9 protein-coding genes and 1 tRNA gene are annotated in these 11,629 nt (G+C 71.1%); 4 read left to right on the top strand and 6 right to left on the bottom strand.

Features of this window, described 5'->3' with window-relative positions; all coding sequences use genetic code 11:
* The first annotated feature begins 163 nt into the window (after nt 1–163).
* Nucleotides 164–1,264, top strand: coding sequence for an S-methyl-5-thioribose-1-phosphate isomerase (gene mtnA / locus ACYCO6_RS31445; protein ID WP_459766725.1), 1,101 nt, complete (start codon nt 164–166; stop codon nt 1,262–1,264).
* 6 nt (nt 1,265–1,270) lie between these two features.
* Here mtnA and ACYCO6_RS31440 read toward each other — a convergent pair whose 3' ends face one another.
* The 4 genes from ACYCO6_RS31440 to pth form a co-directional block, all read right to left on the bottom strand.
* Nucleotides 1,271–2,314 (bottom strand): aldo/keto reductase, encoded by a 1,044-nt coding sequence (locus tag ACYCO6_RS31440; RefSeq protein WP_459766723.1) that lies wholly within the window; start codon nt 2,312–2,314, stop codon nt 1,271–1,273.
* Nucleotides 2,315–2,372: 58 nt separating this feature from the next.
* On the bottom strand, nt 2,373–3,362 hold the full coding sequence (locus ACYCO6_RS31435) for a MaoC/PaaZ C-terminal domain-containing protein (protein WP_459766721.1): 990 nt from the start codon (nt 3,360–3,362) through the stop codon (nt 2,373–2,375).
* 147 nt (nt 3,363–3,509) lie between these two features.
* Complete coding sequence (gene ychF, locus ACYCO6_RS31430; protein ID WP_459766719.1) at nt 3,510–4,607, bottom strand: redox-regulated ATPase YchF; 1,098 nt, start codon at nt 4,605–4,607, stop codon at nt 3,510–3,512.
* A gap of 230 nt (nt 4,608–4,837) precedes the next feature.
* Complete coding sequence (gene pth / locus ACYCO6_RS31425; protein ID WP_459766717.1) at nt 4,838–5,446, bottom strand: aminoacyl-tRNA hydrolase; 609 nt, start codon at nt 5,444–5,446, stop codon at nt 4,838–4,840.
* A 355-nt stretch (nt 5,447–5,801) separates the two neighbouring features.
* Between pth and ACYCO6_RS31420 the strand changes: the two genes are divergently transcribed.
* On the top strand, nt 5,802–6,032 hold the full coding sequence (locus ACYCO6_RS31420; RefSeq protein ID WP_459766715.1) for a hypothetical protein: 231 nt from the start codon (nt 5,802–5,804) through the stop codon (nt 6,030–6,032).
* 53 nt (nt 6,033–6,085) lie between these two features.
* Here ACYCO6_RS31420 and ACYCO6_RS31415 read toward each other — a convergent pair whose 3' ends face one another.
* Nucleotides 6,086–8,320: an FUSC family protein gene (locus ACYCO6_RS31415; RefSeq protein ID WP_459766713.1), complete on the bottom strand. Its 2,235-nt coding sequence runs from the start codon at nt 8,318–8,320 to the stop codon at nt 6,086–6,088.
* A gap of 166 nt (nt 8,321–8,486) precedes the next feature.
* On the opposite strand from ACYCO6_RS31415, the gene ACYCO6_RS31410 reads away from it, so the two are divergent.
* Together ACYCO6_RS31410 and ACYCO6_RS31405 are read left to right on the top strand one after the other, a co-directional pair.
* Nucleotides 8,487–8,563 (top strand) — tRNA-Arg (locus ACYCO6_RS31410).
* A 307-nt stretch (nt 8,564–8,870) separates the two neighbouring features.
* Nucleotides 8,871–9,257, top strand: a complete 387-nt coding sequence (locus ACYCO6_RS31405; RefSeq protein WP_459766711.1) for a hypothetical protein — start codon at nt 8,871–8,873, stop codon at nt 9,255–9,257.
* Nucleotides 9,258–9,345: 88 nt separating this feature from the next.
* On the opposite strand, the gene ACYCO6_RS31400 is transcribed toward ACYCO6_RS31405, so the two are convergent.
* The gene (locus ACYCO6_RS31400) at nt 9,346–11,520 is read right to left on the bottom strand and encodes a hypothetical protein (RefSeq protein ID WP_459766709.1); all 2,175 of its coding nucleotides are present in this window, start codon (nt 11,518–11,520) and stop codon (nt 9,346–9,348) included.
* Between the last annotated feature and the right edge of the window lie 109 nt (nt 11,521–11,629).

Here is an 11,629-nt window from a genome sequence, read left to right as displayed (position 1 = left end):
ACCGGACGCAAAACGGGGACTTACCCCCGAGGCTAGGCACGACCGCCTTAACGACCCGCTAAGGTTGAGGAAGGCTGACCGGCCCCCGGCCGCGCGTCCCCAGGCCGGATCCGCCTCGTCGCGGGTGGTGCAAAAGCCGCCCCGCTGTGGCACAGGATCGGCCATGAATATCGACGGCCAGCCCTACCGCACGATCTTCCCCGACCCGGACGGAGTCAGCGTCCAGGTGATCGACCAGACCCGCCTGCCCTTCGCCTTCGAGCTGAAGCGCCTCGCCACGCTGGAGGACGCCGCGGTGGCGATCCGCACCATGATCGTGCGCGGCGCGCCGCTGATCGGCGTCACGGCGGCCTACGGTCTGGCGCTCGCCATGCGGGAGGATGCGTCGCGCGACGGGATCGACCGGGCGGTGGCGACGCTCGCCGCCACGCGCCCGACCGCGATCAACCTGCGCTGGGCGCTCGACCGCGTTTCCGCCAACCTGCGGCAGGCCCAGCCGGGCGAGCGGTTCACCCGCGCCTTCGCGGAAGCCGGCCGCATCGCCGAGGAGGACGTGGCGAGCTGCCGCGCCATCGGCGCCCATGGTGGCCAGATCATCGCCGACCTGCACAAGGCCAAAGGGAACGGGCCGGTCACGGTCCTGACCCACTGCAATGCCGGCTGGCTCGCCACGGTGGACTGGGGCACAGCCCTGGCGCCGATCTACGCCGCTCACGAGCGGGGCGTGCCGGTGCACGTGCTGGTCGACGAGACCCGGCCACGCAGCCAGGGCGCGGCGCTGACCGCCTTCGAGCTCAAGGGCCACGGCGTGCCGCACACGGTGATCGCCGACAATGCCGGCGGCCACCTGATGCAGCATGGCGGAGTCGACCTGTGCATCGTCGGCTCGGACCGGACCACGGCGAGCGGAGACGTGTGCAACAAGATCGGCACCTACCTGAAGGCGCTGGCGGCTCACGACAACGGCGTGCCGTTCTACGCCGCGCTGCCGTTCTCGACGATCGACTGGACGCTCGACGACGGGGTGAAGGAGATCCCGATCGAGGAGCGCGACGGGCGCGAGGTCACCCACATGACCGGGCGGCTCGCCGATGGCGGCTTTGCCACGATCGAGGTGGTCTCCCCCGGCAGCCCCGTGGCGAATCCCGCCTTCGACGTGACGCCGGCCCGGCTGGTGACCGGGATCATCACCGAGCGCGGCGTCTGCGCGGCGAGTGCCGAGGGCTTGTACGGGCTCTATCCGGAGCGCCGGAACGCGGCGTGAGCTGCCTCACCGCACCCCGGGCCGGCCCGATTCCGCGAGCTGCTGCGCCCGGACGCCCTGGCGCTCGAACATCCAGCCCGGATACTCGGCCGGCAGCGCGCTCACCGCGTCGAGGGCGTCGAGTTCCGTGTCGGTGAGGTTGAGCTCGGTCGCCGCGATGTTGTCCTCGAGCTGATCGAGGCGCTTGGCGCCGACGATGACGCTGGTCACCGCCTTGCGGTGCAGGAGCCAGGCGAGGGCCACCTGGGCCACCGAGACGCCGCGCGCCTCCGCGACTCTCCGCATGGCGTCGATGCAGGCTTCGGCCCGGGGGCGATCGACCGGCGGGAAATCGAAGCTCGCGCGCCGGCCCTCGCCCGCGCCGCCGGAATACTTGCCGCTGAGCAGACCGCCGGCCAGCGGACTCCAGACCAGAAGGCCGAGCCCTTCCGAGCGCAGCATCGGGACGATCTCCCGCTCCAAGTCGCGGCCCGCGATGGAATAGTAGGCCTGCAGGGTCTCGAAGCGCGCGAGCCCGGCCCGCTCGCTGATCCCCAGCGCCTTGACGATCTGCCACGCCGCCCAGTTCGAGACGCCGACGTAGCGGACGTGGCCGTGCTGCACGAGGATGTCGAGGGCCCGCACCTGCTCCTCAATGGGCGTCGCCGGGTCGAAGCCGTGGATCTGGTAGAGGTCGATATGATCGAGCTGGAGCCGCTTGAGGCTCGCCTTGCAGGCATCGATCAGGTGCCGGCGCGAGGCGCCCTTCGCGTTCACGCCCGGCCCCGTCGGCCCGTAACCCTTGGTGGCGACAACGACGCTGTCGCGCGGGACCTTGAGATCGCGCAGGGCCTGGCCGGTGATCGTCTCGGAGAGGCCCTCCGCGTAGACGTCGGCCGTGTCGATGACGTTGATCCCGGCCTCGAGCGCCCGGCCGACGAGGCGCCCGGCCTCGGCCTGGTCGAGGGCGCCGATCTGGCGCCACATCCCGGCGCCGCCACCGAAGGTCATGGTGCCGAGGCAGAGTTCCGAGACGAACAGCCCCGTGTTGCCGAGCTTCTTCTGGTACATGCGGCCCGATCCCGTCCCATTTCCCAGGCGACAACGCGCGGGACCGGACCCGGTGCGCTCAGGGCGCCCAGCGATGGAAGACGGCGCTGTCGAAGGCGAAGACCGGCTCCCCGCGCTGGTTCACTCCGGTGTTGTGGGCGAAGGCCAGCCCCCAGCCGGGTCTGGACGCGGAGGCACGCTTGTCGGTGAGCTTCGTGCTGAACCGGACCGTGTCCCCCGCATAGACGGGCTTCAGCCAGCGCAGGTTCTTGAACCCGGGGGAGGGGCCCGCCTCGGGAATCGGCCCGCGGGCGGCCGTGTAGGCGGCGTCGCGGGCACGGGTGGTGAGCATCCGGTTCATGTAGGCGGCGGTCGTGTGCCAGCCGGAGGCGCAGAGGCCGCCGAAATGGCTGCGCTTGGCCGCGTCGTGGTCGAGGTGGAAGGCCTGCGGGTCGTAGGCCCGCGCGAAGGCCACGATCGCCTCGGCGCTGAACGGGTAGGCGCCCAAGTCGCGCACGGCGCCGATCTCGGCGTCCCGCAGGAACGGCAGGATCTCGGCATCCTCCGGCTCGGTGACCGGCCCCGGCGCGCCGATCTCCACGGGCCGCGGGGGCAGGGGATCGGTGCCGCGGCGGGCCAGCATGAAGGTGAAGCGCTGGGTCAGCACGGTCTCGGCCCGCTGGTTGGCGAGGGCGACCTCGGCGGTCAGGAAGCCGAGGCCCGGCTTCGAGGCCGAGTCGCGCAGGCCCGCGACCCGGAAGGTCAGCGTCAGCGCGTCCCCCGGCAGGACCGGCGCGAGCCACCGCAGCTCGTCGATGCCGGGCGCGCCCAGCGACGAGCCGCCCCGGAACGGCCCCTGCTGGAGCAGCCGCATGCCCAGGGCCGCCGTGTGCCAGCCCGAGCCGATCAGCCGGCCCGCGAAGGTCGTCTCCGCCGCCGCCTCGTCGAGGTGGAAGGGCTGGAAGTCGAAATCCTTCGCGAAGCCCACGATGTCGTCGCGGGTCACCGTCAGCGGCTCCCCGACGATCACGTCGCCGACGGAGAAGTCTTCGAGCGCGGGATCGGGCATGGCGGGCTCGTCACGTTGATCGGTGGGGTGGGCGATCGGGGTCGCCGTCTTTGCGAGCGGAGCGAAGCAATCCAGGCGGCGGCGCGCTCACCGATGTCGCGCTGACCTGGGTCGCGTCGCTGCACGCGCGATGACGGGTACCGGACCTCAGTTGGCGAAGCGGAAGTGCAGCACGTCGCCGTCCTGCACCACGTAATCCTTGCCCTCCAGCCGGAGCTTGCCGGCGTCCCGGGCCCCGGCCTCGCCGTTGAGCGCCGTGTAGTCCTTGAACGCGATGGTCTCGGCCCGGATGAAGCCCTTCTCGAAATCCGAGTGGATCACCCCGGCCGCCCCGGGGGCGCGGGTGCCCTTGGTGATCGTCCAGGCGCGGGCCTCCTTGGGACCGACCGTGAAGTAGGTGACGAGGCCGAGCAGGTCGTAGCCGGCGCGGATCACCCGGTTCAGGCCCGGCTCGGCGAGGCCCACCGCCTCCAGGAACTCGGCCTGGTCGGCCTCCGGCATCACGGCGATCTCGCTCTCGATCTTGGCCGAGACCACCACCGCCACGGCGCCCTCCGCCTTGGCGCGGGCGAAGACCGCGTCCGAGTAGGCGTTGCCCTTGTCGGCGTCGCCCTCGTCGACGTTGCAGACGTAGAGCACGGGCTTGGCCGTCATCAGGCCGAGCGACTGGAACAGCTTCTCCTCGTCGGGCTTGCGCTCCACGAGGCGGGCGGGCTTGCCCTCGCGCAGCAGCGGCAGGGCGCGGTTGACGAGGTCGAGGGTCTCCTTGGCCTCCTTGTCGGCGCCCTTGGCCTTCTTCTCCAGCGACTGGGCGCGGCGCTCCAGGCTGTCGAGGTCGGCGAGCATCAGCTCGGTCTCGATGGTCTCGATGTCGGCGGCCGGATCGACCTTACCCTCCACGTGGGTCACGTCGCCGTCCGTGAAGCAGCGGACCACGTGGGCGATGGCGTCGACCTCGCGGATATTGGCCAGGAACTGATTGCCCAGGCCCTCACCCTTGGAGGCGCCGCGCACGAGGCCGGCGATGTCCACGAAGGTCAGCCGCGTCGGGATGATCTCCTTCGACGCCGCGATCCGGGCGAGGTCTTGGAGCCGCGGATCCGGCACCGCCACCTCGCCGACATTCGGCTCGATGGTGCAGAACGGGTAGTTCGCCGCCTGGGCGGCCGCCGTCTGCGTCAGCGCGTTGAAGAGGGTCGACTTGCCGACGTTCGGCAGGCCGACGATGCCGCATTTGAAGCCCATGGATCAGTTCCGTCGCAGCGCGTCGTCGGGCGACGCGCGGAAAGGGTTGATGAGAATCAGGCCCGCGAACACGGCGCCGCGCGCCCTGTCCTCGGTCGAGCACGCGCGGCACCGACGAGCCGGGTCGCAGCCACCGGGAGGCAATCGAACCGCCGACAGCCGGGCGTGTCGCGCACCGCCTTCATCGGACCCTCTCGCCCGCCCCGATATCCCGTCCCCGTGTGGGCGTGTCAATTTCTGGCGCCCAGCGTCTTCACGTCGTCCCAGCCGCGGCCGGCCATGGCGAGGTGGACCTTGTTCTGGAAGCTCGCATCCTCGCCGGCGGCCAGAAGCGCGGCGTGGTCGGCGATTGCCCGGCAGAGATCCTCGACCCAGGGCCGCTCGGCCTTGCCGAAATCGTTGAGCACATAAGAGTGCACCAGTGCCTTGTCGCCGGGATGGCCGATCCCGAGCCGGACCCGGCGGTAGCCGTTGCCGCATTGCGCGGTGATCGAGCGCAGGCCGTTATGGCCGGCATTGCCGCCGCCGACCTTCACCCGGAGCTTGGCGGGAGCGAGGTCGAGCTCGTCGTGGAGCACGATCACGTCGCCGAGCGGGATCTTGTAGAAGCGCTGCGCCTCCGCGACCGCCCGGCCGGACTCGTTCATGAAGGTCGCGGGCTTGAGGAGGATCGCCCGCTCAGGTCCCAGCACCACCTCGGCGGCCTCGGCCTGGAAACGGTGGCGGAACGGGCTCGCCCGGTGCTGCCGGGCGATCTCATCGACGGCCAGGAAGCCGATATTGTGCCGGTTGCCTGCGTAGCGCGCGCCCGGGTTTCCGAGGCCGACGATCAGCCGCATGGCGGCGTTCCTGGCAGAGCCCCCGGCGCAATCCTGGTCATGGTGCATTCCTCCGGCCGCATCCTGTGCGGCGCGGTCTCTGGCACGCTTCCGCGCGCAACGCATCCCCGGGGCCTTCGTACCGCTGCGGGCCTCTCCGGGCCGGTGCCCGAGGCATTCGGGGCCGGCCGCGTTCCGGCCGTGCGCCAGCGCACGGCGGCGCGCGAACCCGAGGTAGAGTATCTCCGTTGAGAGGTCACATTCGGCCAAGCAAAACCCGAGTGATCAAGACCGCCGGACCGACGATCTTCCTCACACGACACGACTGACCGGATGGCTTCCCGCTGAAGTCATACGAAGACACTCGGAGATCATCATGACCATTCGCATGCTCGCCGCCGCCGCTCTGGTCGCCGCGGTCGCCACGCCGGCCCTCGCGCAGGGCCTGGATTCGCGGCACTCGCCCTATCCGGCCTCGGCCTATTCGGGCTGGATCGGCAACGGCACCGTCCTGCGGCAGGATACCGTCCGCGCCGAGCGGGCGCCCGCCTACCGCTATTCCGGCCCGCATGCCGGAGGCCCGGCCAACGCCCTGCCGCGGTTCTGACACGCCGAGACAGGCCCGCGGGTGAACCGCGGACCGTTTCGCAAATCGACCGATCAGGACATCCGGACGGATCGCGTCTCGCCGCGATCGGCGCCGGGCCCGCCGTCCGGCCCGTCCGGGCCCCCCGCCATCGCACCTGCGGCCTCCGCGCGGATCTGCCCGGGACGCAGGGTTCCGACCAGAAGATCGACCTGACTCACGAGCCGGGTGAGGGACTGTCCCCGGTCCAGTCCGGGCCGCTCCGGCAGCGGCCGATCCTCGCCCAGCGCCGCCACGGTGGCGGCGATCCAGGCCCGCCAGGTCTCCGCCTCAGGGGCGGCGGCTTCGGGAGCGTGCCGCAGCACGGTGAGCCGGGCGCTGATCCGGCGCAGGGTCGCGTCGGCTACGAGGGCGGATTCCACCTCCGGATGACTGCCGGCCCGGGGCTGCTGCAGGGCTCGCGACAGGGCTGCCTCCAGGTCATTGAGAGCGAGGCCGGCCGCCCGGGTGCTGGCCAGGATCGCGGCCTCCCGGTCCGGCCCGGAGGGCGCGAGCAGCACGGAACCGGCGAAGTCCGCATGGGCTTTGAGCGCCCGCCGCAATTCCTGGCGGACCTGATCGGGCTCCCAGATCGGCCAGAGCACCAGGCAACTCGCCACCGCGATCAGCCCGCCCAGCACGGTGAAGCCTGCCCGCATGGCGACGATCTCCCAGGAGCTGTGGCCGGGCTCCAGCAACTCGACCAGCAGCACCACGAGGGGCGTCAGGCAGGTGACGAAGAAGCCGTAGGAGATCTGGCGCGCCGCGAAGCCGACGATGCTCAGCACCAGGATCAGCCCGGCCTCCGCGAGCGGGGTCGTGGCCGAGTAGGCGAGCACCGCGCCGACGAGGCCGCCCAGAACCGTGCCGCCGATCCGCTCCAGGGCCCGCTGCCATGTCGCCGCGTAGAAGGGCTGCATGGTCAGCACCACGGTCATCACCAACCAGTGCGTGAAGGCGCCCGCATAGGTCAGGGTGGCGGCGAGCGCCGGCGCCGCGACCGCGCTCGCCCGCAGCGCGTGGCGCAGATTCGGCGAGGCGAGGGTGAAGTTCTGCTGCAGCGGCCCGACATAGCGCGTCCAGCGGTCGAGGCGGCCGCCCTCCGTCAGCGTGCCGCCGGGCCGGTAGCCCTCCGGCGTCGAGAGCTTGGCACCGATCCGCACGCGGCCAACGATCCGGTCGGCGAGGCGCGCCAGGGTCGGATCCGCCGAGAGCCCCTCGGCCGCCCGGGCGATCGAGTGCTCCAGGCGGGCGAGGTCGAGGCTGACATCGTCGCGGATCGCCCGGGCGATGGTCACCAAGAGGGGGCGCAGACGCCGCAGGAAGATCTTGGCGCGCGCCCGGCGGTCCGCGTCGGGCCGGCTGTCGATCAGCTCGCCGATCGCGATCAGCGCGGAGAAAATCTGCTCGGCGCTCTCCAGGCGCAGCAGCGCCTGGGCGGTGCGGTCCGAGACGCGCTCACGGGAGCGGGCGAGGTCGAGGATCATGGTCCGCGCGGTCTCGATGCTGGCCCGCACGCCCCGCCGGTGGCCCCGGGCGTGGCCGTCGAAGGCGGCCGTGTCGGGCTCCGGCAGGGCGACGAGCCGCTCCAGGTCGCCGCAGAGCCGCGCGAGGTTGTGCCAGACCTCTGCCACGGCCCGGTGCGCCGGCCGGTAGGGGTGTAGCCGCCAGATGACCAGCGCCAGAAACGTGGCCCAGAGGCCGCCCGCGGCGAACATCAGAACGGTGATCCCGGCCTGCTCCGGGCTGAGCGGCCGGTCCAGGGCGATGCACAGCACCACGACGAGGACGTTCCCGGCCGACTGCGCCTGCACGCTCCAGACGCGCGCGTAGGAGCAGGCGAAGATCAGTGCGCAGGCCACCGGGACGACAACGAGGAGCCCCAGAGATTGGATCAGGCCGAGCCCGGCCCAGAGCAGCCCGCCCAGCAGCGAGAAGGCTGTGAGCACGCGCAAGCGCGCCCGCATGGGCCCGCCATTGTCGCAGAAGCACGCCAGGTTGGCGGCGAGCGCCATCGTGAGCAGGGGCGGCCATTGCAGCCAGATGTTGATCAGGATGACGGCGCCGAACGCGAAGGCGGCGCGCACGCCCTCCACGAGCCGCACACCCCGAAGATCGAGCCCGGTCGGCAGGCGCCGCAGGTCCGCGCCTGGCCGGTTCAGGCTGCCCCGACCCGCGGCGAACCGGCGGCGGGTCCGCTCGGAGGACGATGCTGTGGGACTCGGCGGTGGCAACCTCGGTCTCCAGACACGGGCGCGGCGCCCCGGCATGAACCGCGACCCGGCCTGTCCGGATCCGTTCCGCTTCGCAACCCCCGCGGCCGGAGGCCGCGCGGGATTGTCTCCCCGCCGGCGAATCCGGGATAGGGCGCAGCGGTTTGGCCCGCGCGCTTGACCCTCGGACAAGCCCGTGGCTTCTGGGGCCGCCTGGCACCCTGACTCCGTAGCTCAGCTGGATAGAGCAGCCGCCTTCTAAGCGGCAGGTCGTAGGTTCGAGCCCTACCGGGGTCGCCAGAAATTCGCCCGCTTGGTCAATGGCTTGGCGGGTTTTCGTTGCCGCAATGGCCTCTTTCGAGCGCGCAACGCGTCACAACACAGATCGTTATTTTACAATGGGTTACGACCCGAGCCGACGCGCTGGCGGCTGCTCCACGGAACACGAGCGCAACACGGAAGGCGTGCCGGCACGCCGCAATCCGAACCTCGCGCCATGGTGGGACAGCTCGTCCCGACGCCTCAGCGTTGCGCCTTGCGGGCGCACTTATGGCCGCTAGCTGGCGGGGTAGCCGGCTTGGTCCGGTGCCCGACGCCGGAGGGTCCGATGCGCGTTCTGATGGTGGGCTATGAACCGGAGGTGGTCGATTTCTCGGACCCGGCTCTCCCGCCCGGGCTGAGCGCCGAGAAGATCCGCCAGGGGATCAAGGTTGCCCTGGAGGACATGCGCAGCCGCGGCTGGACGGCCGAGCAATGCTTCATCCGGCCGGACGATCAGGCCGGCCCGATCCTGAAGCAGATGCTCACCTCCGGCTCCTACGACTGCCTCGTGATTGGCGCCGGTGTGCGCTCCTGGCCGCGTCACCTGCCGGTGTTCGAGATCCTCATCAACACAGCCCGGGAGGCCGCACCGAAGGTTCCGATCGCCTTCAACACGCGGCCCGAGGACAGCGGTGATGCCGTCGAGCGGGTGTGCGGCGCGAAGCGCCTCTGACCGAATTCCCCCTTACCGCCGTTCGAGCATCAGGCGGTCCGCCATCCCCGATCCCTCCGGAAGGCCGCCGAGACTCGTCGGCGGCGGATCAAGGCTTCGCGTCGAAGTCCTGCCGGTCCGGAATGCCCATCGTGTCGGTCATGCGCGGAGCGGACTCCGTGATGTCGTCCATGACCAGCTGGCTCATCGCACAGATGAACGAGGACAGGCGGTAGCCGTCGTGCCGCGACAGCGCGTTGTCGAAGGCCCGCACGTTCCAGAATGGATCGTTGGCCAGCGTGATCGGCGCGATGCCGGTCAGGGGCAAGCCGTGCAGGAAGCGCGCAGCCGGATGTGCGGCAGCCCGCTCGGCCGCGTCGGGCGGGCCGAGATCCTCGCTGTCCCAGAACGCCCCGTGCCGATCCTGCCGGCGGGTCCGCGCCCGCGTCAGCCATCCTGCTGCACGCGGGCAATCGATCGCCGCGTCGGCGAGCGTGGCGTAGGGGTGGTGCCGCTCGAATCCTGGCTCCTGCAACCCAAGCAGTTCGTGTGTGGTGCCAAAGGGCGCGGCCGAAGGCTGCGCGTCCGCGAGCACGCCCGCTGCCGGCCGCGGCGGATCGAGGTTGCCGATCGTGTGCGACTCCTCTCGAAGGCTCACTTGGAACGGGAAGGTCTCGGCGAGAACCGCGAGGGCGCGCAGCGGCAGCGTCAGGAGCCGGTCAGTGAACCGGAGGGGCTTGGGCGGCGCGCAGGTCATCCCGCGGGGCTGACGACCTTCGAAGCGGGCTGCGAGGCGGTCGAGGAACCCGGCAGCGGGGCGGAAATCAAGCTTGAACGCCGGGAACAGGTCGTGTGTCGCCCAGTCGTAGTCGACGCCGGTGTTGAACATCGTGTCCGTGCTCGCAAGCCGCTGGCGGATGCGCCGCCGCGCGGCCTCGTACCCATCCTCGACGTCTAGGCCGATCCAGGCGCAGTCCCCCGGCCGCAATCCTCCGGCCGGGAAGGCGAGCGCGGCCGTGACGGACATCATCACGGGGCGCTGCTCGGGCGGGAACAGGCCGGTGTCGCGGGCGATCGCGGCGGCTGGCGTGTGCTCGTCCGGGTGAAGCGCGACGCGCTGCCAGACGGCGCGCTGGACCGCCGTCCACTTGCTCGCCTCGGACGCTGGGTTGATCAGCACCACGAGGTTGCCAAGGACCGGCGGCAGCACCTCGCCGAAGCGGTGCCGCTGCACCGCCTTCAGCACGTCGTCCTTGAGGCCGGTCGCCAGCATGTTGCCGCCCAGGCTGTGACCGGCGACAATCAGGCGATTGTTGCGCTCGCTGCCGTCCGGGCGGGGGGCGGCGAGCACCGACTCGATGGACCGCAGGGCGGAGATCGCCGCCGGCGCGACCGCCTCGCTGACCGGCTTGCGGTCGAACAGGGTGGCCCCTGCCGAGAGGCCGCCAAAGAAGCCGCCGAGCGTCTCGCCGAAGAGCTGCTTGAGGCCGCGTTCATCCACCCGCGCGCCGCGCCAGCCGACATAGATGCCGGTGACCTTGGTCTCGCACGCCGTCGGATCGCTCGGGCAGCGCTGCTGCAGGAAGCGGGCGGCGTGCGCGGCGTAGAGCCGGAGGTCAGCGACGTTCGGGTCGCCGATGCGGGCGTCGTGGCGCCAACCATGCACGAAGACCATCACGTAATGCGACCCGGTCGAGAGACGGCGCATGAGCGCGTCGAGCTGGGTGATCACGGGTTGGAAGCCGGCGACGCGTCCGCCATTCGCGCGCCTCTGGCTCTCCATGGCGCGGCTGAGCATGGCACGCGTGTCGTCCTCCTCGCTGTCGCCGCTGCGGGACACGAGGGCGTAGGGCTCGCCGTCCTCCTGGAACTCCAGGAAGCCCAGGGTGTAGTCGATCGCCTTCGCCCCGGGCCGCTCGGCCGGGACGACGTGGCGCTGCAGGGCGCAGCGAAAGCGGGTGCTCCAACGCGGATCCGCCGCGACGGCCGCATCTTCGTCGTTGCTGGGATCGCGCCAGCCGCCGTCATCGGCCGCCACCATCGCGGTCAGCCGCGATCGCCCGGTCTGCGCCAGCACGGTCCAGCCTTGAGAGAGACCCTCGCGGCAATCGGGAGCGGTCGGGTCGAGATTCCGGTAGGCCGTCGCCTTCGGCGTCGAAAGGACGACGTAGTTCACGAAGAACAGACCAAAGACGACGAGGAGGACAGTGACCAAGCCGGCCAGGAGGATGCGCAGGACACGCAGATATCCGTGCCAGATCCGAGCGAGCCGGGACCGGTGCACCCTGCCCGTGTCCAATCGGGCGGCTGACGGCCGGGAGGTCACGGGCGCGTGCCCCGGCGAATGGCTGCGGGGCGAGCGCCCTGCCCGTCCCGGGATCGAGGCCCTCTCC

The organism is Methylobacterium sp. CM6257, assembly GCF_054611515.1.
The sequence above is the reverse complement of the archived record's forward strand: the minus strand, read 5'-3'. Positions and strand labels throughout refer to the sequence as shown.

Bases quoted from the DNA above. Each gene is read 5' to 3' on its own strand.
- ACYCO6_RS31440 (WP_459766723.1), bottom strand. From the start codon at position 2,314: ATGTACCAGAAGAAGCTCGGCAACACGGGGCTGTTCGTCTCGGAACTC.
- ACYCO6_RS31435 (WP_459766721.1), bottom strand. From the start codon at position 3,362: ATGCCCGATCCCGCGCTCGAAGACTTCTCCGTCGGCGACGTGATCGTC.
- ychF (WP_459766719.1), bottom strand. From the start codon at position 4,607: ATGGGCTTCAAATGCGGCATCGTCGGCCTGCCGAACGTCGGCAAGTCG.
- ACYCO6_RS31415 (WP_459766713.1), bottom strand. From the start codon at position 8,320: ATGCCGGGGCGCCGCGCCCGTGTCTGGAGACCGAGGTTGCCACCGCCG.
- mtnA (WP_459766725.1), top strand. From the start codon at position 164: ATGAATATCGACGGCCAGCCCTACCGCACGATCTTCCCCGACCCGGAC.
- ACYCO6_RS31420 (WP_459766715.1), top strand. From the start codon at position 5,802: ATGACCATTCGCATGCTCGCCGCCGCCGCTCTGGTCGCCGCGGTCGCC.
- ACYCO6_RS31405 (WP_459766711.1), top strand. From the start codon at position 8,871: ATGCGCGTTCTGATGGTGGGCTATGAACCGGAGGTGGTCGATTTCTCG.
- pth (WP_459766717.1), bottom strand. From the start codon at position 5,446: ATGCGGCTGATCGTCGGCCTCGGAAACCCGGGCGCGCGCTACGCAGGC.